Annotated in this window: 18 protein-coding genes and 1 pseudogene; 10 read left to right on the top strand and 9 right to left on the bottom strand. The window is 65.2% G+C overall.

Annotated elements, in window-relative coordinates; all coding sequences use genetic code 11:
• Positions 1-13: 13 nt before the first annotated feature.
• Together dxs and QFZ54_RS02890 are read left to right on the top strand one after the other, a co-directional pair.
• Complete coding sequence (gene dxs, locus QFZ54_RS02885; RefSeq protein WP_307084239.1) at positions 14-1,936, top strand: 1-deoxy-D-xylulose-5-phosphate synthase; 1,923 nt, start codon at positions 14-16, stop codon at positions 1,934-1,936.
• Positions 1,933-2,100, top strand: coding sequence for a hypothetical protein (locus QFZ54_RS02890; protein WP_307084241.1), 168 nt, complete (start codon positions 1,933-1,935; stop codon positions 2,098-2,100). Before dxs ends, QFZ54_RS02890 begins: the two co-directional genes overlap by 4 nt.
• 143 nt (positions 2,101-2,243) lie before the next feature.
• Here QFZ54_RS02890 and QFZ54_RS02895 read toward each other — a convergent pair whose 3' ends face one another.
• A complete protein-coding gene (locus QFZ54_RS02895; protein ID WP_132897923.1) occupies positions 2,244-2,915 on the bottom strand; it encodes an RBBP9/YdeN family alpha/beta hydrolase in 672 nt (223 codons plus the stop codon).
• A gap of 203 nt (positions 2,916-3,118) precedes the next feature.
• Between QFZ54_RS02895 and QFZ54_RS02900 the strand changes: the two genes are divergently transcribed.
• From QFZ54_RS02900 to QFZ54_RS02925, 6 genes are all read left to right on the top strand, one after another.
• Positions 3,119-3,919, top strand: a complete 801-nt coding sequence (locus QFZ54_RS02900) for a TlyA family RNA methyltransferase (RefSeq protein ID WP_307084243.1) — start codon at positions 3,119-3,121, stop codon at positions 3,917-3,919.
• 359 nt (positions 3,920-4,278) lie between these two features.
• Positions 4,279-4,836 carry a TspO/MBR family protein gene (locus QFZ54_RS02905; RefSeq protein WP_307084244.1) on the top strand — a complete coding sequence of 186 codons (558 nt, stop codon included), beginning with the start codon at positions 4,279-4,281 and terminating at the stop codon, positions 4,834-4,836.
• A gap of 39 nt (positions 4,837-4,875) precedes the next feature.
• The gene (locus QFZ54_RS02910; RefSeq protein WP_307084245.1) at positions 4,876-5,163 is read left to right on the top strand and encodes an accessory factor UbiK family protein; all 288 of its coding nucleotides are present in this window, start codon (positions 4,876-4,878) and stop codon (positions 5,161-5,163) included.
• A 97-nt stretch (positions 5,164-5,260) separates the two neighbouring features.
• Complete coding sequence (locus QFZ54_RS02915; protein WP_443030063.1) at positions 5,261-5,767, top strand: YbjN domain-containing protein; 507 nt, start codon at positions 5,261-5,263, stop codon at positions 5,765-5,767.
• The gene (locus QFZ54_RS02920) at positions 5,764-6,579 is read left to right on the top strand and encodes a pyrroline-5-carboxylate reductase family protein (protein ID WP_307084248.1); all 816 of its coding nucleotides are present in this window, start codon (positions 5,764-5,766) and stop codon (positions 6,577-6,579) included. The genes QFZ54_RS02915 and QFZ54_RS02920 overlap by 4 nt, the downstream gene beginning before the upstream one ends.
• Before the next feature lie 109 nt (positions 6,580-6,688).
• Positions 6,689-7,729: a cupin-like domain-containing protein gene (locus QFZ54_RS02925; protein ID WP_307084249.1), complete on the top strand. Its 1,041-nt coding sequence runs from the start codon at positions 6,689-6,691 to the stop codon at positions 7,727-7,729.
• Here the strand turns inward: QFZ54_RS02925 and QFZ54_RS02930 are convergent.
• The 4 genes and pseudogenes from QFZ54_RS02930 to QFZ54_RS02950 form a co-directional block, all read right to left on the bottom strand.
• Positions 7,715-9,250, bottom strand: a complete 1,536-nt coding sequence (locus tag QFZ54_RS02930; protein ID WP_373458427.1) for a tryptophan halogenase family protein — start codon at positions 9,248-9,250, stop codon at positions 7,715-7,717. The genes QFZ54_RS02925 and QFZ54_RS02930 overlap by 15 nt on opposite strands.
• Positions 9,247-10,765: pseudogene (locus QFZ54_RS02935) on the bottom strand (tryptophan halogenase family protein). Before QFZ54_RS02935 ends, QFZ54_RS02930 begins: the two are co-directional and overlap by 4 nt.
• A complete protein-coding gene (locus QFZ54_RS02945; RefSeq protein ID WP_307084252.1) occupies positions 10,762-12,144 on the bottom strand; it encodes a tryptophan 7-halogenase in 1,383 nt (460 codons plus the stop codon). The pseudogene QFZ54_RS02935 and the gene QFZ54_RS02945 overlap by 4 nt, the downstream one beginning before the upstream one ends.
• Complete coding sequence (locus QFZ54_RS02950; RefSeq protein ID WP_307084254.1) at positions 12,141-13,643, bottom strand: tryptophan halogenase family protein; 1,503 nt, start codon at positions 13,641-13,643, stop codon at positions 12,141-12,143. Before QFZ54_RS02950 ends, QFZ54_RS02945 begins: the two co-directional genes overlap by 4 nt.
• Positions 13,644-13,809: 166 nt before the next feature.
• On the opposite strand from QFZ54_RS02950, the gene QFZ54_RS02955 reads away from it, so the two are divergent.
• Entirely contained in the window at positions 13,810-17,289 is a 3,480-nt protein-coding gene (locus QFZ54_RS02955; protein WP_307084255.1) for a TonB-dependent receptor, read from the top strand.
• An 85-nt stretch (positions 17,290-17,374) separates the two neighbouring features.
• Here QFZ54_RS02955 and QFZ54_RS02960 read toward each other — a convergent pair whose 3' ends face one another.
• Positions 17,375-18,541 carry an endo-1,4-beta-xylanase gene (locus tag QFZ54_RS02960; protein WP_307084257.1) on the bottom strand — a complete coding sequence of 389 codons (1,167 nt, stop codon included), beginning with the start codon at positions 18,539-18,541 and terminating at the stop codon, positions 17,375-17,377.
• A gap of 144 nt (positions 18,542-18,685) precedes the next feature.
• On the opposite strand from QFZ54_RS02960, the gene QFZ54_RS02965 reads away from it, so the two are divergent.
• Positions 18,686-20,020 carry a chloride channel protein gene (locus QFZ54_RS02965; RefSeq protein ID WP_307084258.1) on the top strand — a complete coding sequence of 445 codons (1,335 nt, stop codon included), beginning with the start codon at positions 18,686-18,688 and terminating at the stop codon, positions 20,018-20,020.
• 22 nt (positions 20,021-20,042) lie between these two features.
• On the opposite strand, the gene QFZ54_RS02970 is transcribed toward QFZ54_RS02965, so the two are convergent.
• From QFZ54_RS02970 to QFZ54_RS02980, 3 genes are all read right to left on the bottom strand, one after another.
• Complete coding sequence (locus tag QFZ54_RS02970) at positions 20,043-21,494, bottom strand: L,D-transpeptidase family protein (protein ID WP_307084260.1); 1,452 nt, start codon at positions 21,492-21,494, stop codon at positions 20,043-20,045.
• A 238-nt stretch (positions 21,495-21,732) separates the two neighbouring features.
• Positions 21,733-22,713: an MBL fold metallo-hydrolase gene (locus tag QFZ54_RS02975; protein WP_307084262.1), complete on the bottom strand. Its 981-nt coding sequence runs from the start codon at positions 22,711-22,713 to the stop codon at positions 21,733-21,735.
• 38 nt (positions 22,714-22,751) lie between these two features.
• Entirely contained in the window at positions 22,752-24,674 is a 1,923-nt protein-coding gene (locus tag QFZ54_RS02980) for a S9 family peptidase (protein ID WP_307084264.1), read from the bottom strand.
• Positions 24,675-25,013: the final 339 nt, after the last annotated feature.

Below are 25,013 nucleotides of genomic sequence, written 5' to 3' on the forward strand. Positions count from 1 at the left end.
TTAAGCCCGTCCGATGGCCGACCTTCCCGCGACACCGCTGCTCGACACCGTCTCGACACCCGCCGACCTCCGCAAGTTGCGCCCGGACCAGCTCCGCCAACTCGCCGACGAACTGCGTACCGAGACGATTTCCGCGGTCGGCACCACCGGCGGCCATCTCGGCTCGGGTCTCGGCGTGGTCGAGCTGACCACCGCGATCCACTACGTCTTCGACACCCCGCGCGACCGCCTCGTCTGGGACGTCGGCCACCAATGCTATCCGCACAAGATCCTGACCGGGCGCCGCGATCGCATCCGCACGCTCCGCCAGGGTGGCGGCCTCAGCGGCTTCACCAAGCGCAGCGAGAGCGAATACGACCCGTTCGGCGCAGCGCATTCCTCGACGTCGATCTCCGCGGCGCTGGGCTTCGCGGTCGCCAACAAGATCGCGGGCACGCCAGGCAAGGGCATCGCCGTAATCGGCGACGGCGCGATGTCCGCGGGCATGGCGTACGAGGCGATGAACAACGCCGAGCAGGCCGGCAACCGCCTGGTCGTGATCCTCAACGACAACGACATGTCGATCGCGCCGCCCGTCGGTGGCCTCTCGGCCTATCTGTCGCGGATCGTATCGAGTCGCGAATTCCTCGGCATCCGCGAACTCGCCAAGAAGCTCGCGCGTCGCCTGCCGCGCCCGTTCCACAACGCCGCGCGGAAGACCGACGAGTTCGCCCGCGGCATGACGATGGGCGGCACATTGTTCGAGGAGCTCGGCTTCTATTATGTCGGTCCGATCGACGGTCATAATCTAGAACACCTGATTCCGGTGCTCGAGAATGTCCGCGATGCGGAGGAGGGCCCGATTCTCGTCCACGTCGTCACCAAGAAGGGCAAGGGCTATGCGCCCGCCGAGGCCGCCGCGGACAAATATCACGGCGTCCAGAAGTTCGACGTAATCTCCGGCGTGCAGACCAAGGCGCCGCCGGGGCCGCCGCAATACCAGAACGTGTTCGGCGCGCAGCTCGTTGCCGAGGCCGCGAAGGACCCGCGTATCTGCGCGATCACCGCGGCAATGCCGTCGGGCACCGGGCTCGACGCATTCGCCAAGGCCTATCCCGACCGGTTCTTCGACGTCGGTATCGCCGAGCAGCACGGCGTCACCTTCGCCGCCGGCCTCGCTGCACAAGGCATGCGCCCATTCTGCGCGATCTACTCGACGTTCCTCCAGCGCGCGTACGATCAGGTCGTCCACGACGTCGCGATCCAGAACCTGCCGGTCCGCTTCGCGATCGACCGCGCAGGGCTGGTCGGTGCGGACGGCGCGACTCATGCCGGATCGTTCGACGTCACGTACCTCGCGACGCTGCCGAACTTCGTGGTGATGGCGGCGGCGGACGAGGCTGAACTCGTCCACATGACCCACACCGCGGCGCAGTACGACACCGGCCCGATCGCGGTCCGCTATCCACGCGGCAACGGCACGGGCGTAGCGCTGCCCGAGATCCCGCAGCTGCTGGAGATCGGCAAGGGCCGCATCGTGCGCGAAGGCAAGACCGTCGCGATCCTGTCACTCGGCACGCGTCTCGAGGAGGCGCTCAAGGCAGCCGAGGTTCTCGAAGCCAAGGGCCTCAGCACCACGGTCGCCGATCTGCGCTTCGCCAAGCCGCTTGACGTCGACCTGATCCGCAAGCTGCTGACCACGCACGAAGTCGCGGTAACGATCGAGGAAAACTCGGTCGGCGGCTTCGGCGCGCACGTGCTGACGATGGCGTCGGACGAGGGCCTGATCGACGGCGGGCTCAAGCTCCGCACGCTGCGTTTGCCCGACGTGTACCAGGACCAGGACAAGCCCGAAGTCCAGTACGCCGAAGCCGGCCTCGACGCGACCGCGCTGGTCGACACCGTCCTCAAGGCGCTCCGTCACAATTCGGGCGGGGTCGCCGAAGTACGCGCATGACCGGCCCGACCAAGGCCATCGTGATCATCGCTCTGGCGGTGATCGTGATGGTGTCGCTGAATATCGCGATGTGGCGGCGGATGCGCGGTGGGCTGGCGGCGGCGAAAGCCGAGCAGGCGGCGAATCCCGAGCTGTTCGACGAAGACGGTTCTCGGATTTCGTGAACCGGATTTCGTAACTGAGCACCACCCCGGCGAAGGCCGGGGCCCAATTGGGAAACGTCGGTAACGGAGTGCTCTCCCTCGTTACTACGACCTCACCAATTGGGCCCGGCCTTCGCCGGGGTGGTGCGGCTTCAGGCTAGCAATCACCCACCCAAATAGTGGGTCTGCGCAGCGTCCGTCGCACTCACCGCAAGGATCGACCGCGCCTTACTCGGCGGCAAAGCCTGCCCCCGCCCATCACCACTCGCCGCGATCACCCGCTCCAGCAGATCCTGCCCCTCGCGCCACCAGCCGATCCCGCTCGCAGCGTTAAGATGCCCCTGCGGCCCAGCGTCGACGAAGTGACTGCCCCAGTCCGCCGCCATGCTGTGCGCGCGCTCAGGCGTGACCCAGGGATCGTCGCTGCTCGCCACCACGATCGACGGAAACGGCAACGGCGTGCGCGGCGTCGGCGAGAAGCCCTTTAACTCCGCCTGCGCGCCGCCCCGATCGACATCCGCAGGCGCCACCAGAAGCGCGCCGGCAACCGGCCAGCCATAAGGCTGAGGACTAAGTTCCGCCCACCACGCCACCGCCAGGCATCCAAGGCTGTGCGCAGCCAGGATCACCGGTGCGTCCGCGCGGCGGATCGCTTCGTCGAGCCGCGTCACCCAGGCGTTGCGATGCGGCGTGTTCCACATGCCAAGTTCGACGCGTACCGTATCGGGTCGCGCATCCTCCCATAACGTCTGCCAATGCGAAGGACCCGAGCCGCCAAGACCGGGCACGGTCAGGATCGTCGGCTGGACGGAATCATACGGTGCGAAACTACCCACAGCGCTTCTCCTTCTCCAAAACCTCGTTCTTCGAGGTTGGGAGCGTGGCCGAACGACGCTCTAGGGCACGCCATCCGGTCACGATCCCATCCCTTCAACGTAATCCTACTAATCAGATGGGCAATTACATTGCGGCAAAAGGAAGGCAGCTTGCGGTAGTCGGACCGGGCGACGATACGCACGCTCATGGCAAAGATACGCGCATGGTAAAAACACGGGCGGACCAGATGCTGGTCGACAGAGGCCTCGTCGAGTCGCGCACGCGGGCGCAGGCGCTGATCATGGCGGGCCTGGTGTTCGCGGGTACGAAGAAGGTCGACAAGCCCGGCCAGACTCTCCCCGACGACGTGGTGCTCGACGTGCGCGGTCGCGATCACCCCTGGGTTTCGCGCGGCGGGATCAAGCTCGCCCACGGCCTCGCGCATTTCGGCTGGGACGTGAGCGGCGCGGTCGCGATCGACGTCGGCTCCTCCACTGGCGGCTTTACCGACGTCATGCTTAAGAACGGCGTGGCCAAGGTCTACGCGGTCGACAGCGGCACCAACCAGCTCGCCTGGTCGCTTCGCCAGGACGATCGCGTCGTCGTCCACGAACAGACCAGCGCACGCATTCTTACGCCCGCGCACATCCCCGAGCCGATCGACCTTATCGTCTGCGATGCGAGCTTCATCGGGTTGGCCAAGGTGCTCGAACGACCAATGACCTTCGCCAAGCCCGACGCACGGCTGCTGGCGCTGGTGAAGCCGCAGTTCGAGGCAGGACGTGGTGAAGTGGGGAAGGGCGGTGTGGTCCGCGATACCGCGATCCACCAACGCGTCTGCGACGAGGTCGCTGCGTGGTTGACGGGGCAGGGGTGGAGCGTGATCGGTGTCGTCGAGAGCCCGATCACCGGACCCGAGGGCAATGTGGAGTTCCTGATTGCGGCGCTGCATGGCGAGGGCTCGACCATGGAACAGTCCGATGTCGAAGTGCCTGCCGATACCCAATCATCACCGTCATCCTGACGGAGCGTGAACGACGTCGGCCGCGCGGGGAGGAGCTGCCTCGGCGGCATGGTCGATCTGATCTGCTACGTGATGGACCAATGTTCGCTGTCCTACACGCGCCGATCCTGACAGCGTTCCAACACCTCGACTGCTGGATTTCCTACCCACGAAACCACCCCGACGAAACTCTCCCAGCGTCTATACTTCCTATACTTCACTCTGCCGGCACGATCGCGAACCACCCCGTATCAGCGACTTAGCGCGAGTTGCCGGCACCCCTCGTGCCGGAATGAATCACTAGCGGAACGATTACCGCGTACGCACGGTTTACCGGTCGCAAAAGGCGCGGCAGGACGAGCCCGCATTGAGATGGAAGGATGTGTGTGGGCGGTATCGCTTCGAAGGGCCAGTTGAGGATGTCGTTCCTCCGCTGGGCGGTCGTGACCGTGCCCCTGATCCTGCTGCTTGGCTTCCTATCCGGACGATCGGTCAGCGTCGGCAGCGAGAATGCCTGGTACGTCGCGCTCGCCAAGCCTGCGTTGAACCCGCCCGGCTGGGTCTTCCCGGTGGTATGGACCACGCTTTACATCATGATCGGGCTGGCGCTCGCGATGATCCTCAATGCGCGCGGTGCACAGTTGCGTGGGCTGGCCGTTGCGCTGTTCGTCGCTCAGTTCGTGCTCAACCTCGCCTGGACGCCGATATTCTTCGGCGCACACAAGATCGGGCTGTCGGTACTCGTGATCGTCGCGATGCTGGCGCTGTCGATCGCCGCGACCTTCGTATTCGCGCGCATCCGTCCCGCCGCAGCGTGGCTTATGGTGCCGTATATGGTGTGGATCAGCTTTGCCGGCGTGCTCGCGTTCAGCATCGGGCAATTGAACCCCGGTGCCGAAACCCTTGCACCTGCGCCGCATACGTCCCAAATGCTGTGACGCAGCAGTCCGTGCAACAGTCTTTGGGATTTTGAAGCAATGCAGTCCGAAAACCGCGTGTTCGACGATATCGTCAAGGTCTTGAACGGTGCTGCCGGTACGCTTGCGGGCGTCGGTCGCGAAGCCGGTTCCGGTGCGCGGGAACGTGCACGCGAATGGCTCGGCGGGCTCGACTTCGTCAGCCGCGAAGAGTTCGACGCCGTAAAGGCGATGGCCGCTGCGGCGCGTGACGAGAACGATGTGTTGAAGGCCCGGCTCGATGCGCTCGAAGCCAAGTTTGCGGCACAATCGACGGTAAACGCACCGCTTGGGGCGTCGGTCGACTGACTTTTCCACAGTTTTCCGCAGAATTGGGGCCGATGGGGTTGTCGGGGCGTTTTTGCCTCGGCACCCTTTGTCGTGCGATAAGGACCGCCAGGACCCTATGATGCTTGAACACGCCGACCACGACCACGAAGATGCCGCCCCGATCGACATGCTCGAGAGCTATTACGCCGCGCATGGCTGGGAGCATGAGCGTCACGACGACGAGATCGTCGCGACCGTCAAGGGAAGCTGGGCGACCTACGAACTGCGCGCGCTGTGGCGTGACGACGATAGCGTCCTGCAATTCCTCGCTTTTCCAGACATCAAGGTGCCCGACGAGCGTCGCCAGGCGGTGTACGAGACGATCGGGCTGGTCAACGAACAGCTCTGGATCGGACATTTCGAACTCTGGTCGACAAGCGGCATATTGCTCTTCCGGCATGCGGCGATGGTCGATGGCGGCGACGACGGCACGATGTCGCTCGACGCGGCGGAACTGCTGGTCGAATCGGCGATCGAGGAGTGCGAGCGCTTCTATCCGGTGTTCCAGTTCGTGCTGTGGGGCGGGAAGAGCCCCAAGGACGCAATCGCTGCGGCGTTGATCGAAACGCACGGCGAGGCATGAACTCGGGTTCTAACTTTCCGGCAGGTCCGTTGTGGCTGATCGGCTGCGGCAACATGGGCGGCGCGATGCTGCGGCGCTGGATCGCGGCCGGGCTCGATCCCGCTAGCGTGACGGTGATTACGCGGAGCGGTCGAGGTGCCCCCGACGGCGTTCGTTCGCTGACCGTGCTACCTGACGAGGCTGCGCCGGCCACGCTGATGCTGGCGCTGAAGCCGCAGCAGATCGACGCGGCGCAAGCGTTGATGGCGCCGCTGCGCGGGGCTCCGAAGCTGTTGCTTTCGATCCTGGCGGGTGTCGATCATGCCGCACTGACCCAGCGGTTCGCGGCCGACACGATCGTCCGCGCGATGCCCAACCTCCCGGTCGCAATCGGCAAGGGCGTGACGTCGCTCTACACGGTCGGCGCGTCGAGCGATGCGATCGCTGCCGCCGAAGCCTTTGCCGCCCCCCTCGGCCACTATGAATGGATCGCCGACGAAGCGCATTTCGACGCCGTGACCGCGCTCGCAGGCAGCGGCCCCGGCTTCGTATTCCGCTTTGCCGACGCGCTCGCCAAGGCTGGCGCCGCACTAGGGTTGCCGGCGGACCAGGCCACCCGTCTGGCGATCGCGACGCTGGAGGGCTCTGCGATCATGTCCGCCGAGGCTGACGTGTCGCCGGCGATACTTGCCGACCGGGTCGCAAGCCCAGGCGGTTCGACGCGTGCTGGGCTCAACGTGCTTGACGATAACGACGCTCTCGTGAATCTGCTGACAAAGACGCTCGCCGCTTCGGAGCGCAGGAACGCCGAAATGGCCGCAGCGGCGCGTTGAGCCACACGCGCCGCTCGGTCTGCATCCACCCCGTAAGTACGTTGATATTTAACCTATAACGTCTTCCACAATGTAGCGCATGAATGTGGCTTAAGGTAATCGGATCAGCATGAAAATCGATCAGCCTGCTGCCACCGATGCGCGTGTCGACGAACGACCCGCAGTCGATGCCACGACATTCGCCGCCGAAATCGCGCCGCGCGATACGCCGGTCGTGCTCCGCGGACAGGTGGCGCATTGGGCGAGCGTACGCGCTGGTAAGACGGGTCACCAGGCGACGGCACGGTATCTCGCAAGTCTCGGTGATGGCGGCCGACCTATGGAGGTGCTGATCGGTGGCCCAGAGTTTGGCGGGCGATTCTTTTATCGCGGCGACAATTTGGAAGGGTTCAACTTCCACCGCGAAAAGGCGTCGCTCGGTATCTTGCTGAGCGAATTGCTCCGGCTCGCGGAACTGCCTGAACGCGAGCGGCATGTCCTTTATGCAAATGCAGCAACGGCATCCGAGCATATGCCGGGCTGGGCGGCGGCGAACCCGCTGGACCTGCCGCTTGGCGGCGCTGCGCCACGATTGTGGATCGGGAACGGATCCCAGACCGCAACACATTATGATGGCTCGACCAATCTCGCCTGCGTAGTCGCCGGCCAGCGCCGTTTTACGCTGTTTCCCCCAGACCAGGTCGGCAATCTCTATATCGGGCCGCTGGACCGGACGCTGGCTGGGCCCCCGGCAAGCATGGTGGACCCGCTCGCGCCAGATCTCGACCGCTATCCCCGCTATGCCGAAGCGCTAGGTCATGCGATGGTCGCCGATCTGGGGCCGGGCGATGCCTTGTTCATCCCGGCAATCTGGTGGCATCATGTCCAAGCGTTCGGGACGCTCAACGTGTTGTGCAATTATTGGTGGGCGTTCGATCCCAGCGTCTCGGCCTTCCATGCATTCGTGCATGCGATGATGGCAGTCCGCGATCGCCCAGCCGCGGAGAAGGAAGGGTGGCGTGCATGGTTCGAGCATTATGTTTTCGGTGATGATGCGCATGCTGCAGGCGATCATCTTCCAGAGGCGGCACGTGGTATATTGGGACTGGCCTCGCCGGACCGGACCGAGCGTATCCGCGGGTATCTGTTGAAGTCGCTACAGCGGCGCTAAATGATCGGCGCGTCGAGACTCTCGAGCTGCAATCCGCGAGAGCGCATCGGCATGCGGCGGCATATGATTTAGCGAGGCACCTACGACCTGCTCGATCTGCGCCAAGCGGCGCACGGCAACGTGTAGTGGTACAGCGTCACAGATCGGGTCGTACCCCTCGACGGGCGCGTTTTGTCCCGTCAGCAGCGACAGCCAGCTCGTTTCATTGAAAAGCTCGTCTGCTTCGCGGAAAATACGTCCTCCCGCCCTGAACAGCGCAAGCTTGTCGGCGAGTCCGTCGGGGATCGGAGCAATTGCACGTTCGCGCCAGAAACGCTCGGGCCGGGCGTTCAAATGATAATGCGCGACCAGGAAATCGCGAATGCGAACGAACTCCGCGGTCATTACCCGATTGTACCGATCGACAAGGGCGGAAGCAGGCATGGACATCTTACCGGTCGGTAACAGGCGCAGAAGATGCTGCAATCCACTCTGCACGAGGTGGATGCTGGTTGACTCGAGCGGTTCCATGAAGCCGGCGGCCAAGCCTAGGGCGATGCAGTTCCCGCTCCACATGCGTTCGCGGTGCCCCGTTGCAAAGCGGATTATGCGAGGGTCGCCGAGCGTCTTGCCTTCGACATCGGCCAAAAGCTGTGCGGTCGCCTCATCTTCGCTCAGATGACGACTCGAAAAGACGTGGCCGTTGCCCGTGCGGTGTTGAAGGGGAATACGCCATCGCCAGCCCGCGGGCCCCGCAATCGCGCGCGTCATCGGTAACGGCGCAGCGTCAGCGCTCGTGGCCACCGCAACTGCCCGGTCGCAAGGCAACCACTCGGACCAGTCTACCCAACCGGTACCAAGCGCCCCACTGATCAGCAGCGCGCGAAAGCCGGAGCAATCCAGGAACAGATCGCCGTCGATACGACTGCCGTTCGCGAGGTGAACCGCAGCGATGCCTGCCGGGCCAGTTTCGACGCGCTCGATCGTTCCTTCGCGACGGACGACGCCCCGTTGCTCAGCCTGGGTACGGAGGAAGGCGGCATAGCGGCCGGCGTCGAAATGATATGCGTAGCCAATCCGGGATAATGGCGAATCGCCATTGGCGATCGGGCGGGAGAACCTTCCGGCTTCTGCGGCGCGTGCCTCGAGGGAATACTGCGCGAGTGGATCCGCCATTCCAACCTGATGCGCGCGCAGCCACTGTGCAGCGAAGGGTACGCCGACGACGTCCGTGCCGATCTGCCCGAAAGGATGGATGTAGGACTCGCCGGGGCAGCTCCAGCCTTCGAAGCGGATGCCGAGCTTGTAACTGCCACCCGTGGCTTGGAGGAACGCGTTCTCGTCGATCCCCAGCATCGCGTGGAAGGTTCGAATCGGCGGGATCGTCGCTTCGCCGACGCCAATCGTCGCGATCGCATCCGACTCCACCAGTGTTACTCGCACGCCGGCGGGACCCATCAGACGGCCGAAGGCGACCGCTGCCATCCACCCGGCGGTGCCGCCGCCGACGATGACGATCGACTGCGGAGCCTGCGGAGTCACGCGCGCACCTTGGTTGGGCAGGTACGCGCGATATAATCCTCGTGCAGCGGCATCCGTTCGACCGTCTGGACGAACATCGCTCGCAGCCGATCGAACCGTGCATCAACCTGGCGAAGGTCAATCGCGTCGGCGAGTCGATCCCACCCCTCGGATATGATGCCTTGACCCAACAGCACCGCGACCCAGCTTGCTTCCGCGAAAAGATCGTCCTCCCGGCGGAACAGTCGTCCGCGCCGTCGCCACAACGCGATCTTTTCGGCTAGGCTATCGGGTATCGCGCGATCTCGTGCCTCGCGCCAGAACGGCGAATCGTCGCGGCGGGTGGCGTGGTAGTGGAGCACCAGAAAATCGCGCACTTGATCGAACTGCGTTTCCGCTAGCCGGTTGTACGTATCGATTTCGATCGGCGAAAACCCTTGATCGGGAAATAGCGCCAACAGCTTCGAAATGCCGGTTTGAACCATGTGGATACTGGTCGATTCGAGTGGTTCGGTAAAACCTGAAGCAAGGCCCAGGGCGACCACGTTGCCAATCCACTGCTTGCGTCGTCGTCCCGCGGTGAAATGGAGAATGCGGGGCTCGGCGAGCGGTGTCCCATCCGCCCCTGCTCGCAATGTCGCGGCAGCCTCATCGTCGGAGCAATGGGCGCTGGAATATACGTAGCCGTTGCCGGTACGGTGCTGGAGCGGAATACGCCACTGCCAGCCGGCAGCACGCGCGGTCGAGCGGGTATAGGGCGTGATCGACGAGTTCTCGTTCGTGGTCGGCATTGCAACGGCGCGATCGCAGGGCAACCAACGAGTCCAATCCTCGTAACCGGCGTTCAACGCCTGCTCGATCAGCAACCCACGGAACCCCGAGCAGTCCAGAAACAGGTCGCCTTCGATCCGATGGTCGCCGGCCAGAGAGACGTGGCGAACATGGCCCGTCCCTCCGTCCAACGCAGCGTCGAGGACCTCGCCTTCGACCCGAACGACGCCGTCGCGTTCGGCACGCGCGCGTAAGAAGCTGGCGTAGAGGCCGGCATCGAAAATGATAGGCATGTGCCATCTGGGACAACACGGACGCCGGGTCGGGAGAAGGGGGTAGGAAACGACCTGCACGTGCGGCAACCGCGCATAGAGAATAGTCTTCGATATCCTCGATGATCCCTGCCGCGCGTCGACGCCGCCAATGCTGGTGGAACCGGACACCCTCGATATCGAAACCGAAACTGCCGAAGGGGTGGAGATAGCGGTGGCCGATTTGGGACCAGTCGGTGAATTCAATGCCAAGTTTATAGGTGCCGGCGGTCGCTGCGAGGAACTCCGCCTCGTCGATGCCGAGCATTGCGTTGAAGGCGCGGATCGGGGGAATCGTCGCTTCCCCGACGCCCACGGTACCGATCGCGTCCGATTCGACCAGCGTGATGCTCATCCCCGTGGGAATGAGCCGCGCGAGCGCCGCCGCCGCCATCCAGCCCGCAGTACCGCCGCCGACGATCACGACCCGGCGGATGGGTGCACCAAGCTTCATGCCGCAACCCCCGCATAGGACGGCAGCGCACGCACCCGAGCGATGATCCGCGCGCGGTTCTCGGCAAGATGACGCTCGATCGCATCGACCGGGACCAGATCGGCCCGTGCATCGTACCGGCGCGGCACCACGCCCATCGCATCGAACATGGCAGCCCAATCCTCTTCCTCGAAGGGTTCGTCGTCGTACATCGGCAAGCGACCGCGCGCCGCGAACAGGTCGCGCTTGGCCGCGACGTGCTCCGGCAAGGACGCGGAACGGCGATCGTCCCAGAACGCGCCAGCCCGACCCGCAACCGCATATTGCGCGACCAGGAAGTCCCGTGCGCCCTCGATCGCAGACGCGCCGGCGCGATTGAACGCGGCGGCTTCGACCGGTGCACGAGGCGTAGCCGGCCAGAGCTGGATCAGTCGCGCGAGCGAGCGCAGCAGCAACGACAGCGCAGTCGGATGCAGCGGTTCGAGCACCCCCGCCGCCGCACCGAGCGCGACGCAATTGCCGCGCCATGCCTCGACGCGGCGCCCTGCGCGGAACGGGTGACCCTCACCGCCGACACGGCAGATCAGACGGACGTCGACACCCTCGACCGGCCAGGTCGCGATCCAGCCATCGTCCTGCGCGTCGACCTGCGTGTAAGGCGGCGGCGCACCCTCCGCAGGCATGAGCGCGACCTGGGTCCGGTCGCACGGCAGCAAAGCAGACCAGTCTTCGAAGCCGGGCGAGGTTCGACCGGCCACCACGGCGGCGCTGCCCGAACAGTCGAGCACCAACAGAGGCGCGATCTCACTGCCATCGGCGAGCGTCAGCGTTTCGACGATGCCATCCGCGTCACTATGCACTTCAGCTAGGGGCGCCGAAGTCATCGTCGCGCCGGCGTTCGACGCAAGCGATCGCAGCAAAGCGGAATATTGGTCCGTTCGAACATGGACGGCGTGCGCGATCGACCCATCGGGAGCGAATCGACCGGTTTGTGCCGCAACAGCCGCGAGGGCGTGATCCGCGAGCCGCACGTTCGCCCCGGTAGCACGCAGGCGTCCGACGAGGTGGTGGAAGGCAATACCCTCATACGGTGTGCCGGTTTCGCCGTAGGACAGGAACGCCGCGCTGCCGTCGCCTCGCCATCCGTCGAACGCAACGCCCAGTGCATGGCCGCCGCCCGCGCCGACGAGCGCCGCGTGGTCGAGCCCGATCTCGGCGTGGAACGCGACCAGTGCGGGGGGGACGGTGATCATCGGCGCGAAGTCGCCGAGCCCGTCACCGGCGGCGCCGTCGTCGATCACCACTATTTGGTACGCGGCATAGGGAAGCCGGCGGGCAAGCGCCGCGGCGGTCATCCACCCACAAAGATTTGCACCGACGATCGCAATGGTCTGGGTCATGCGACTTGCCGTATCCGCGCGATATAGTCCTCGTGAGTCGGCATGGAGGCCGCCGCGCGCTGGCAAGCCGCCGCGACGGCGGCGACGCGCGCCTGCGACGCTGCGACCGGCGTGTCGGCGATCAGCGGATTGACGCGACCAGGGTTGATCCGTTGGCCATGATAGACTGCAAGCCAGCTTGCGGGCAGGAACATGCCCTCGCGGTATTGTACGACAATACCTCGCTCGCGGAATTCGGCGATCTTCTCGGTCAGCGACGAGGGCAGGGCCATGGTTCGCATGTAGCGCCAGAAGGGCGTGTCGTCGCGTTCCGTGGCGCAATAATGGAGCACCAGAAAGTCGCGGACACGATCGTATTCCAACGCCATCGCGCGGTTATATTCCGCCTCGTCGACCGGATCGAACACGCCCCCAGCCGGGAACAACTCGATAAGCTTGCCGATCGCGAGCTGGATCAGATGAATGCTGGTCGATTCGAGAGGTTCGAGGAACCCGGCGGACAAGCCGATCGCGACGCAATTCCCGACCCATTGCCTGTCCCGCCGACCGGTACGAAACCGCAGCATGCGCGGCTCGGCGAGTGCTTCGCCCTCCAGATTGTCGAGCAGCAGCGTCCGGGCGATTTCAGGATCGGTGAACCGGGTCGAGAAGACGTGACCGTTGCCCGTGCGATGCTGAAGCGGAATACGCCATTGCCACCCGGCATCGCGTGCGGTCGCCCGCGTATAAGGGGTCAGCGGACCAGTGTTGGCCGTCGGAACGGCCCATGCCGCGTCGCACGGCAGCCAATGCGACCAATCCTGATGCCCGACCTTAAGCGCACCATCGATCAGCAGCGCGCGGAAGCCGGAGCAGTCGACGAACAGGTCGCCTGCGATACGCCGACCATCGGCGAGGCGAACCGCGCCGATACCGTCCTCGTGTGGTTCGACCGCGTCGACACGCCCTTCGATCCGGACGACGCCGCGCGCCTCGGCATAGTCGCGCAGATAGGCCGCATAGAGCGCTGCATCGAACTGATAGGCGTAGGAATAGGTCGATCCGATCGAACGCGGATCATCGAGAGGTGGAGCGAAACGGTTGTCGCGGGCAGCGACGATCGGCAGCGAGCACGCCTCCAGCCCCGGCATGTCGCGAGCGTCGTCTTGCGTCGCGTGCAGCCAATGCTGGTGGAACGGTAGACCGTCAATGTCGTGTCCGAAATCGCCGAACGGATGGATGTAGCTGTCGCCGAGCCTACTCCAATCGCGGAATTCGATGCCGAGCTTGAAGGTCGCATTTGTACGACGAATAAAGTCCGATTCGTCTATACCCAATCTTTGATTAAAAAACCGGATGTGAGGGACGGTCGCTTCGCCGACGCCCACCGTGCCGATCTCCTCGGATTCGATCAGTGTCACGTCGGCAAGTCGGCCGGCGAAACTCATGGCTAATGCGGCCGCTGTCATCCAACCGGCGGTACCGCCACCAACGATTACCACTTGCATCCGGGCGCCCATGGCCAATCGTCATCCCCCCAGTGTTGTATCAAAGCAACTACTTGCTCATTTCCGAGCGTTCTTAACGTTTTATGTAGCTGTTACATTCGCGTGACGCTACCTCACCCGGCAGATAAAGCGCGCCAACAAATGATAGCGCTATCTGTAAAAGGGGATGCCGATCGTCATGACCACCGTGAATATCCTAGTTGCGTCGCGTCGTATTGGTGCTTTGAAAGGCGGAGCATCGTTGATTGCGCTGTGCCTGGCCGCGGCACCGCAAGCGCTGTCCGCCCAGCAATCCGACTCCCTTTCCGCGCCGAGCACGCCGACTCCCAACGCGATCGAGCGTACCGCACCTTCAGATCGTGTCTTGGCGCCGAGTGCCGGCACTGCTGTCGGCACCGGCGGATCCGGGCAAGCACAGCCGTCCGCGAACGCACAGGTTCCGTCGGGTGGCGCCGTGCCGACGCAGGCCGAGCAATCCACTGCCACCCCGCAGGAAGAGGCCGCCAGCCAGGACATCGTCGTCACCGGTATTCGCCGCAGCTTGCAGAGCGCGCAGGCGATCAAGAAGAATTCCGAAGTCGTCGTCGATTCGATTTCGGCCGAGGATATCGGTGCATTGCCGGATCGTTCGGTGACCGAAGCGTTGCAGCGCGTTCCGGGTGTATCGATCAGCCGGTTCTCGGCTGGCGTCGACCCGGATCACTTCTCGACCGAAGGGTCGGGCGTCACGGTTCGCGGCCTGAGTTACACGCGCTCGGAGATCAACGGACGCGACTCGTTCAGCGCGAACAACGGTCGCGGCTTGTCGTTTGCCGACGTGCCGTCCGAGCTGTTGGGCGGCGTCGATGTGTTCAAGAGCCCGTCGGCCGATATGATCGAAGGCGGTATCGGCGGTACGGTCAACCTGCGGACGCGTCTGCCGTTCGACTCCGTCGGGTTCGCCATCGGTGGCACGCTGGAGAACAATTACGGCGACTTCGTCAAGAAGTCGGCGCCGACCGTATCGGTGCTCGCCAGCGACCGCTGGGAAACCGGCATCGGCGATTTCGGTCTGCTCGGCAGCTTCGTCCGCTCACAGGTCCGCAGCCGCGCGGACAGCGTGCAGATCTCCAATTGGGGCGAGCGTCCGGAGGGGACGAACGGCGTCTTCTATCAGCCCAGCAACATAGATCCGAACAATCCCAACTCGATCATCGCGACCCCCGCAACGGCGGAGTCGGCAGCGGTGACGGTGCCGTTCGCCCGCACGACCTATCTCCCGCGCGGTGCCGCGATCCGGAGCCAGGAATTCGATCGTACGCGCTATGGCTATTCGGCCGCCGGTCAGTGGCGGAGCCCCGACAGGTCGATGACCGCGACGGCACAGTTTCTCCGCACGGACTCGCGCGAGGCCTGGACCGAGAATTCGATCGAAGTGGCGACGGACAACGTGCTGGCGGCGGGCGATACGCAGCCTTTCCCCGGCACGAGCTTTACCTTCGACGACGACAACGTCTTCACCAGCGGCCTGATCACCGGCCCCAACGGCTTCCGCGCAGACCAGACCGCACCTGCCGATATGCGGACGCCGACCAACGGCCTGCAGAGCAACAACATCGCGCGCGGCAACCAATCGCGATTCCGCACCAACGACGCGAGCTTCAACTTCAAATGGCAGGCGACAAGCCGGTTGGGCGTCAACGTCGACTATCAGCATGTCTGGTCGCAGGTGAAGGTAACCGACCTGACGGTATGGGGCACGAGCTATCAGAACGCGGATATACGTCTGAACGGCAACGATCCGGCCTATGTGAACTTCGTGCCGGTCGCCAACGAGCCCAACAACTACCAGAATGCCGCGCACCCCAGCTTAACCGATCCCTATAACAACTTTTACCGTGCTGCGATGGATCACATCGAGGACAGCAAGGGCAACGAGGATTCGGCGCGTATCGACCTCGATTACTCGTTCCCCGAGGACAGCTGGCTGACGTCGATCCGTGGCGGTTATCGATTCTCCGACCGTCAGAACGATGCGCGTTCGACGGCGTACAACTGGGGCGTGCTCAGCGAGATCTGGGGCGGGGGTACCGTCCCGGCGCCGACCGCTGCCGATCCCAACGCGACCGCATCGGTCGGTTCGGGCGGCCCCGTCTGGTTCGATCGGCCGATCGACGGCAATCCGGCGACCCGTGACGCCGGCCAACTCGGTCCGCAACAGGCGTTCCTCTACGACAACTTCTTCAGGGGTCAGGCGAACGACGCGTCCAATGGCGGGCGCGTGTTCATACCGGGAGGCTTCCTCCAGGATTACGGCGCCGCGACCCAGGCGATCACCCAGATTGCCCAGGAATGGCGGAACTTCACGAGCAACCTGTCGGGCGCCAATGGCTGGGTTCCGCTGGCCGGGCGGGCTGGCGCAGTGGCCGGCACGCCGTTCCTGCCCGGTGAGATCAATCCGGTCAGCGAGCGCAACAATGCCGCGTATCTTTCCGTGCGGTTCGGCAACGACCTATCGAACGGGTGGAACCTGAGCGGCAATGTCGGCGTGCGCTACACGAAGACGCGCCGGATCTCGTCAGGCTTCTACTCGTTCCCGCAACAGTCGTTCAGCTGTCCGACCTTGACGCCGGAGGAGATCGCAACCGGTGCGACCGTATCTCGTTTTTGCGCCTTGCCGCAGGCCACACAGGCGGCAGCGGCGGCATTTCAGAACGGTGCGTTGTCGCCAGTCGCCGCGAGGCTGACCTACGACTATGTCCTGCCGAGCTTCAACATCAAGCTGGCGGTCGGCAGCGGCATTCAGTTCCGTGCAGCCTTCACCAAGAGCGTCGCGCCGCCAAACTTCGACCAGACCCGGGCGTTCTACAATGTCGGCCTCAACACGAGCGACCAGAACATCCTGTTCAACGGCGGGCCGATCGCGAACTTCACCGTGGGCAACCCGTATCTGAAGCCCGTGCGTGCCGACAATTACGACCTGACCGCCGAATGGTATTTCTCGAACGTCGGCCAGCTGACGCTGTCGCTGTTCAAGAAGAATCTGTTCGGCGTGCAGACCAACAGCTTGCAGCGTCAGACCTTCACGAACAACGGCGTGAGCTTTGACGGTATCGTGACGACCCCGCTGAACTCGACCGATACGGGTCGCTTGAAGGGACTCGAACTCGGGTACCAGCAGACGTACGACTTCCTGCCCGGCATGCTGGCCGGGCTCGGCTTCTCCGGAAACTTCACGTACATCGAATCGTCCGGCGTGCCGCAACAGACCCTCGACCCGAACGATCCGAACGTTACCGCAGGTATCATTTCCAACATCGATACGGCCGGTCTGCCGTTGCAGGGTCTGTCCAAATACCAGGTCAACGTGGGGCCGTTCTATCAGCGCAACGGATTGGAAGTACGCGCCGCCTATAATTGGCGTTCGAAGAACCTGCTCACCATTCGTGACGTGATCGTGCCGAACTCACCGGTGTTCGCGGAGTCCTATGGTCAGGTCGACGCCTCGATCTTCTACTCGATCACACCTTCGGTGCGGATGGGTTTCCAGGGCGTGAACCTGACGAACTCGATCACGCGGACGTCCTATGTGATCAACGACGACCTGCTGACGCGACCACGCAACTGGTTCATCAACGATCGCCGCTTCACCTTCTCGATCCGCGTCGCGATCAAGTAGCGCGGATGCCGGCTGACCGGAGTGGTCGGCCGGCTATCATCTCCCCCCTTGGGGCGCCCCGTCGTACGGAGCGCCCTTTTTTCGGTCAGCGGCGCGGTGCGGCGGCGAAGGCGGCGGCGATCGCGGCGTGCATCGGCTTGGGCGCGAAGGCGGCGTCGTAGGGGCAGGGGCGGCGGCGGGCCTTGTCCTTGCGAGGCTCGAACCCCTCGATCCAGCTGTAGCGGTCGGTCATGCCCCAGAGGAGCACGTCCTTCAGCGCCGGGTAGGCGAACATGAGGTCGAGATAGCCTCGGGTGAAGTCGGCTACGCCTCGGTCGCGGATCGCGACATCGGCGGGGAGATCGTTGTCGCGGACGTCGAGTTCGGTGATGACGATGGCATAGCCCATCGCGGTGACGGCATCGATGAAGCGGCGCCATTCGCCTTCGAGCGCGGCGATCGTGGCGCGGGTGTCGGTGCCCTGCGTGACGAGGTGCGACTGGACGCCGAGCGCATCGACCGGAACGCCGCGGGCCTTGAACCCCTCGAGCAACTTGAGGACGCCGGCGCGGTGCTGCGCGTTGCCCGGTTCCCAGCTCATATAGTCGTTGTAGACGAGTTGCGCATGCGGGGCCGCGGTGCGCGCGGTGCGGAAGGCCAGGTCGAGCGTCGCCTCGGGGCTGCCGATCGCGCGGGAGAGGGCGGTATCGTACAGCGTGCCGTTGGCGGGGGTGACGGCTTCGTTGACGACGTCGTAGCTGGGGATGCGGGTGCCGTAGCGCTGGCACACCGTGGTGATGTGGCGGACGAGCAACTGTTCCGCCGCGCGCGCGGGGGTGGCGCCGAAGTCATGGCTCTCCTCCCATTTCGGCATCCACTTGGGCTGGTGCCAGAGGAGATTGTGGCCGCGTACCGGAAGTGCGTTGGCGTCGGCCCACGCCATCATCGCGTCGAACCGGGTGAAGTCGAAGGTCGTCGCGCTCGGGCGGAGCGCCTGCCACTTCATCTCGTTCTCCGCGACCAGCAGCCCGCAGTCGCGCTTCAGCAATTTGGCATAGGCGGGGTTGGCGAACGAACCGCGGTCGGCGCCGGGTTCTCCCCATGCGAAACAGGAGCCGAGGCGCATGCCCTTGGCCGCAGCGAGCGATTGCAGGCTGCCGTCCGTAGCCGGCGCTGGGCGCAGGATCGACCGTGCCTGAGCATGTGCCGTCGTGCCCGCGGTGGCGGCGAGCCCCGCCAGCATTCCCAGTCCGTCCCGTCGTGTAATGTCCACGAAGCATCCTCTTTATATTTTTGTGATAGCGCTATCGTTGTGAGATATCAGGACGATGTCAATCGGTTACCGGTCTGCGGAGGCTTGCGCGCAGCCAAGCCGCAGGCGGGTGACGGGGCGGGCGGCATGATCTAGATCGACGTCATGGCTGGGTTCTTCGATCATCTCGTGCCGGCGAAGCGCTGGACGCCGTCGCGGTACCGCGCGTTGTTGCGTGCGCGGGGGCCGCGGTCGGTACAGTTCCGGACGCGTGCGGCGATCCTGACGGGGGCGATCCTGGTCGGGGTGGTAGCGACGCTGTTCGCCGAAGCGGCGGACTGGGCGGCGGAAATGTTCGCCGGATACGCGCAGAGCTGGCACTGGTTGCCGCTGTTGACGACGCCGCTGACGTTCATGGGACTGGTCTGGCTGACCCGGCGGTATGCGCCGTTCGCGCGGGGGTCGGGCATTCCGCAGGTGATCGCGTCACAGGCCGACCCGAACGAGGCGACACGGACGCTGATCTCGCCGCTCACCGTCGCCGCCAAGGCGGTGCTGACGATCGGCGCCGTGCTCGGCGGTGCGTCGGTCGGGCGCGAGGGGCCGACCGTCCAGCTTGCCGCGGCGGTGATGGGCGCGACCCACCGGCTCGTCCGCGTACCGCTTAGGGGCGGGGTGCTGATCGCGGGTGGTGCGGCAGGTGTCGCGGCCGCGTTCAACACGCCGCTCGCCGGGCTGTTGTTCGCGATCGAGGAACTGGCGTCGGCGTACGAGCAGCGCGTGACGTTGCTGGTACTCGCCGCGATCGTCATCGCCGGAATGGTCGCGCAGTCGGTGCAGGGCGATTACATCTATTTCGGCGCGATCGGCGCCCACCTGCCGCTGCTGTCGGCACTGTTGGTGGCGCCGATCGCGGGGATCGCCGGCGGAATGGCCGGTGGCCTGTTCTCCCGCACGTTGCTGGCGATGGCGCTGAGCCGCAATCGGCTAACGACGTGGACGCGCGCGAACCCGGTCAAGTTCGCAGGGGCGTGCGGCGCCGTCGTCGCGGTGCTGGGCGTCTTCACCGGCCTGACCTGGGGAACGGGCTATTCCGCGGCGCGCGCGATGATCGTCGGCGTCGATGCCCCCCTATGGTTCGGACCCGCGAAGTTCGTCGCGACCGCCGCGACCGCGATCGCAGGGTTGCCGGGCGGGATCTTCGCGCCGTCGCTTGCGGTCGGTGCGGGCGTCGGCAATCTGCTCCGCGAAATCTTTCCCGGCGAACCCGCGAGCGCGATCGTGATCCTGGGCATGGTCGCGTATTTCGCGGGCGTCGTCCGCGCGCCGCTGACCGCGGTCATCATCCTGTCGGAGACGACCGCCAGCCGCGGACTGATGCTGCCGATGTTCGCGACCGCGTTCATCGCCGACGCCGCCAGCCAATGGGTCTGTCGCGAAAAGCTGTATCACGGGTTGTCGAAGACGTTCGCGATGCCCGAAACATCGAAAGCGACTTAGGGCCCGAGCCGCCGAAAGCGACTTAAGGCCCGATATCGATCGCTTGCGCCTCGGCCCGTTTGGCGGAGGCTTTGACGAAGCCGAGCTGCTCCGCGATCGGATCGTTCCAGCCGTAAGGATCGGTCCGAAACGCGACCTTGCCGAAATCGTCGACATAGACGTTGTGATACAGCAACCGGACCGGGATGCGGCGGGGCAGGGGGACGAAGCTCGTCTCGCCCGAGTCCTGCGCGGTCTGCCAGGCCTCGCCGACGCCTTCGTCCTCCGCGAGTATGCGCGCGAACCCAAGCGCATCCTCGACCCGGACGCAACCATGGCTCAGATGACGCTGGCTCCGGTCGAACAGCCCCGGCGCGGAGGTGTCGTGCAGGTAGATCGCCTGGTCGTTCGCCATGTCGAACTTGACCATGCCGAGCGCGTTGCTAGGCCCCGGCTGCTGGACGATCCAGCCATCGCGGACGACCATGTTATGCTCGGCGAGATAGTCTTCGCCGACATTGGCCATCTCGCCGTTCTGGATCGATTTCGGCACGGTCCAGGTCGGGTTCGCGACGAGGCGATAGATCGGCGACGACAGCGCCGGCGTCTCGCGACCGGGTTCGCCGACGATGACCTTGCGCTGATCGATCATCGTGCCGTCGCGGTAATAGCGAAGCTGCGCGGCGGCGGTGTTGACGTCGATCCGGGTGGCGGGCGGCGTTCGTGCCAGCCATCGCCGCCGTTCGAGCCCGACCGCAAGCGCCCGAGCACGGTCGCCCGCGCCGAGGTTGAGCACCTTCAACGTCTCGGGTCCGACCACGCCGTCTGCAGCGATGCCGTAGTCGGTCTGGAGCCCTTTCAGCGCCTCGGCCATCGCTTGCGTGTAGATCATTGGTGCCGTGGTCGTCGGCGTGAGGGGCGTCGGCGCGAGGGGCGTCGGCGCGGTTGCCGTCGGTGAAAGGGGCGTCGGTACGGGCGCTACGGCGAGCGGGTCGGTCGACGATGGCAGATACCCGCTCTCGACGAGTTGCTCGACGATCGTGGCGACGCGCGCGTCCCGGTTGCCGACGCGGATCACGCCGGAGGGGATCGCCTGCACCGGGGTCGCGGTCGATGCCTTGGCGCTGAACGCGAGATACGCGTCGGAGAGTTGCTTATACTCGGCATCCTGCGGCGCGAGGCCGTCGAACCAAGCGACGAGGTCGCCCTTCGCCAGCGCGCGGGAAAGGCCGGTGGCGAGATCGACCTTGGGCCGGGGCAACGTGTAGACCTGATGCAGCGAGGCGGGATCGATGCGGCCGTGCGCGAGGGCCCCCGCATAGTCGAGCGCAGCCTTGGTCCGCGCCGCATCGTCGATGGGCGAGGCGCCTTCTGCGGATGCGGGGAGGAACTCGACCCGATCGAGGCCGTGTCGCGCACGGTCGGCGAGGATTTGATCGAAGGCCGCAATGTTTGCCGCAGTCCAAGCCGCCTTGGCCGGAGTGGCCTTGCCCACTGCCTTTGATGCGGGTTTCGATGCAACGCGAGGCGGGCTCTCTGCTGCAATTTTTGTCGGGGCGATGGGCTTGGGCGCCGGGGCAAATCCACCGAGCGCCAGGACCAGGACCGGCATGCAACCCGAAGCGAACCGCAGCCGTAAAGTTCGTACTGTCATGCGTGGATAACGTTTGGACCGTTCGATCGGCTCACATGCGTGACGGATTTCCCGGTTCCGGGGTTCGGTCTCCCCTCGATCAGCCGAAATCGAAGACGCCGCCGGGCGGTGCTGCGACGAACTTCTCGCGAGGTATCGCGGCGGCGGTCAGTGCCTCGGCCAGCGCGATTTGGGGGGCGTCCCGGGCTTCGTCGGTCAGCTGGAACGTGCCCCAGTGGATGCCGAGCGCGTGTTTCGCGTCGACCTCGGTGAAGATACGCACCGCCTCGTCGGGATCGACATGCTGCCCGGCCATGAACCAGCGCGGGGCGTAGGCGCCGATCGGGATCAGTGCGACGTCGGGCGCACCGAGACGCTCGCTGATTTGGCCGAAGATCGCGCCATTGCCGTACGCGGTATCGCCCGCGAACCAGATCGCGCCGGCCGGCGTGTCGAGCCAGTGCCCGGCCCATAGCGCCATCCGGACGTCGCTCGGCCAGCGGTTCGCCCAGTGATAGGCGGGGGTGATCGTGATGGTGATGCCATCGCCGATCAACAGGCGGTCCCACCAGTCGCCGACGACGCATCTGGCTTCGGGCACGGCGGCGCGCAGGATCGTGTCGTTGCCGAGCGGCAGGACGAACTGAGGCGCATGTGCCGCCTGAAGCCGGCGCAGGGTGGCGACGTCGAAATGATCGTAATGGCAGTGGCTGATGAGGACCACGTCGATCGGCGGCAGGTCGTCGAACGCGATGCCGGGCGCCGTCACGCGCTTCGGTCCGGCGAACGAGACGGGGCTCGCGCGCTCAGACCAGACCGGGTCGGTCAGGATGTTGAGCCCCGCCACCTGGATCAGCAACGAGGCGTGACCCACCATCGTAATGCGGATCCCGTCCACGCGCGCGTTGGGCTTAACAGGGGTGACGGGCACCGAGCGCGGCCATGTCGCCGCGCCGCGCCCGAGCTTCCATCGCAGCACGTCCTTGAGGCCGCGGTCCGTCGGCGACTGGCCCGGATTGAAGAACCGGACGCCATCGAAATGGTCGGACGGGGGACCCTGGTAATAGCGGTTCTGCGGCATGCGCCTGCCTATTCCCAAGTCCCCCGGCCGCCCAGATGCTACTTGGCGTTCTTCACGTATTTGTCGAACCACGCGATCGACCGCTGGCGGACGTCCGCGGACTGTTCGGGGCCCGTCACGCAGTGGCCGGCGTCGGGATAGATCACCAGGCTGACCGGCACGTTGCGATCCTTCAGCGCGTGCCACCATTCGATCGACTGGGTCGGCGGTACCTCGATATCGCGCTCGCCGACATAGATGAACGTGGGCGTCTGGGCGGTCTTCGCGTGATAGATCGCCGAGACGTCCTCATACGCCTTCATGTCGTCGTACATCGACTTGCCGAAGAACGGCAGCAGCCACTGGTCGATGCCGTTGGTGCCGTAATAGCTGACCCAGTTCGACAGGCCGGCGCCCGCGACGATCCCCTTGAAGCGGTTGGTCTGCGTGTTGGCCCACATCGCCATGAACCCGCCATAGCTGCACCCGCCAAGACCGAGGCGCTTGTCATCGACCGGGGCAACGCGCTCGACCGCATCGACGCCGGCCAGCACGTCGCGCAGATCGCCACCGCCGAAGTCGCGCTTGTTCGCGGCCGTGAACGCCTCGCCCTGGCCGTAGCTGCCGCGCGGATTGGGCAGGAAGACGTAGTAACCGGCTTTGACGAGTGCGGCGTTCAGCGAGGTCGGATAGAGATAGCTGGGTGTCGAGGCCGCCGCCGGACCGCCGTGGACGATCGTAATCATCGGCGCCTTGCCGGTTGGCGTGGTGCCCAAGGCGGTGCGGGGTGCGAGCAGCCAGCCCTGAACGTCGAAGCCCTCGTTCTTCCAGCTGATGCTGCGGGCGGCGGCGAGTGCGGGCATCGCGTCGTTATCGTGCGTGATCTGCTTCACGCCCTGCTCGCGGGAACCGAGCGGGCCGGCGTAGATCGCCGGGGCGTGTTCGTAATCCTGCACCACGGCGGCGGCGATCCGGCCGTCGGCGGAGAACACCGCGCGGCCGTCGCCTGCGCTCGAGCTTGCCGGCTTGGCGAAGCCCGGCAATACCGGCTGGCCTGGGGTGAGCGTGCCGAACTGCATCTGGTCGCCGGCGAGCGTCACCGTGCGCAGGCCTCCGCGGGTCCAGGCGATCGTGGTGACCGTCGACTTGGCGCCGGCAGTGACGTTGCGCGGCGTGCCGCCCGCGAGTCCGACGGTGAAGACGTCACCGCCGATCGAGCCGAAATCGCTCATCAGGCCGCCGACATAGGCGACGGTGCGGCCGTCGGGTGACACGCGCGGCTGGTTGATCTGCGTCGCCGGCTTGGCGATCGAGCGGACCGCGCCGGTCTGCGCATCGATCGCGTCGAGCGTCGCTACCCACCAGTTGTTGTCGCCATTGCCGAGCGCGGTGGTCGCGACGAACCCGCGGCCGTCGGGCGTCCAGTCATATTCGTAGACGTAGCGACCCGCGGGCGAGAGCGGCGTGACCGTCGTGGCGGCCTTGGCGATGTCGAACACTGCGAGGCGTTGCTCGTCGCTCTTCTCGCCGATCTCGCCGATCATCCGGATGCCGGCCTGCGTCGCGCCAGACTCCTTGGCGGCACCGAGCGTCATCAGCAGCGCGATCCGCTTGCCGTCGGGTGACACGCGCGGGGTCTGGGCGATGCCCGCGATGGTCGCGACGGTGCGCGTCGTCTTGGCGTCGGCATAGGTCAGCCGGACATTGCCCGCCGCGCTGTCGCGGACCAGGAACACGAGGTCGCCATTGGGGGCGAAATTGAGCCCGGCATAGCTGCACGTCGCGCACGGATCGATCGTCCGCAGCACGCGTCCGTCGGCGACGCTGCGGAGCGTCACCACCCCGTGCGCACCGCTGCTCTCGATGGTCGCGGTGCGATCGCCCGCGGGGGACAGCGCGAGCCCGCCATATTGATGAAGCGTCTGCGCCGAAGCAGGCGCGGCGGTCGCGAGGAGAAGGGCGGCAGTGACGGTAAGGCGCATCGGGGGCTCCGGCAAAACGGCGGTCGCTCCTGCTTAGCGGGTCGCCGACGTGCGGCAAGCGGTCTGGCGGTGGGGGGGATTGCGCCCGGCTATCGGCGTCGAATGGGGGCGTTTGGCGGCCGGAGGATAGGGTACGGGCGGACAGCGTCAGGGCGGGCGCTTGGCACGGTACTACTGTTGGGTACGGAGCATCTGAAACCGGCGCTGGCTGGTCGCTGACATCGCAGCTGGTGGCTGCCGTGGCATGGATATCTGGGTCCTGTGGTACGGCCCGACTACGCGTTATCCGGATATTCGGATCCCGAACGCGATCTAATCCAAACGCAGGGCCGTTCAGTT

Source organism: Sphingomonas faeni, from assembly GCF_030817315.1.
Lineage (GTDB): Bacteria > Pseudomonadota > Alphaproteobacteria > Sphingomonadales > Sphingomonadaceae > Sphingomonas > Sphingomonas faeni_C.

What these genes read in the sequence shown, in the direction of transcription:
- QFZ54_RS02905 (WP_307084244.1), top strand. Translation starts at nt 4,279, where the DNA reads ATGTGTGTGGGCGGTATCGCTTCGAAGGGCCAGTTGAGGATGTCGTTC.
- QFZ54_RS02945 (WP_307084252.1), bottom strand. Translation starts at nt 12,144, where the DNA reads ATGACCCAGACCATTGCGATCGTCGGTGCAAATCTTTGTGGGTGGATG.
- QFZ54_RS02910 (WP_307084245.1), top strand. Translation starts at nt 4,876, where the DNA reads ATGCAGTCCGAAAACCGCGTGTTCGACGATATCGTCAAGGTCTTGAAC.
- QFZ54_RS02925 (WP_307084249.1), top strand. Translation starts at nt 6,689, where the DNA reads ATGAAAATCGATCAGCCTGCTGCCACCGATGCGCGTGTCGACGAACGA.
- QFZ54_RS02915 (WP_443030063.1), top strand. Translation starts at nt 5,261, where the DNA reads ATGATGCTTGAACACGCCGACCACGACCACGAAGATGCCGCCCCGATC.
- QFZ54_RS02980 (WP_307084264.1), bottom strand. Translation starts at nt 24,674, where the DNA reads ATGCGCCTTACCGTCACTGCCGCCCTTCTCCTCGCGACCGCCGCGCCT.
- QFZ54_RS02920 (WP_307084248.1), top strand. Translation starts at nt 5,764, where the DNA reads ATGAACTCGGGTTCTAACTTTCCGGCAGGTCCGTTGTGGCTGATCGGC.
- QFZ54_RS02955 (WP_307084255.1), top strand. Translation starts at nt 13,810, where the DNA reads ATGACCACCGTGAATATCCTAGTTGCGTCGCGTCGTATTGGTGCTTTG.
- QFZ54_RS02965 (WP_307084258.1), top strand. Translation starts at nt 18,686, where the DNA reads ATGGCTGGGTTCTTCGATCATCTCGTGCCGGCGAAGCGCTGGACGCCG.
- QFZ54_RS02975 (WP_307084262.1), bottom strand. Translation starts at nt 22,713, where the DNA reads ATGCCGCAGAACCGCTATTACCAGGGTCCCCCGTCCGACCATTTCGAT.
- QFZ54_RS02890 (WP_307084241.1), top strand. Translation starts at nt 1,933, where the DNA reads ATGACCGGCCCGACCAAGGCCATCGTGATCATCGCTCTGGCGGTGATC.
- QFZ54_RS02900 (WP_307084243.1), top strand. Translation starts at nt 3,119, where the DNA reads ATGGTAAAAACACGGGCGGACCAGATGCTGGTCGACAGAGGCCTCGTC.
- QFZ54_RS02950 (WP_307084254.1), bottom strand. Translation starts at nt 13,643, where the DNA reads ATGGGCGCCCGGATGCAAGTGGTAATCGTTGGTGGCGGTACCGCCGGT.
- dxs (WP_307084239.1), top strand. Translation starts at nt 14, where the DNA reads ATGGCCGACCTTCCCGCGACACCGCTGCTCGACACCGTCTCGACACCC.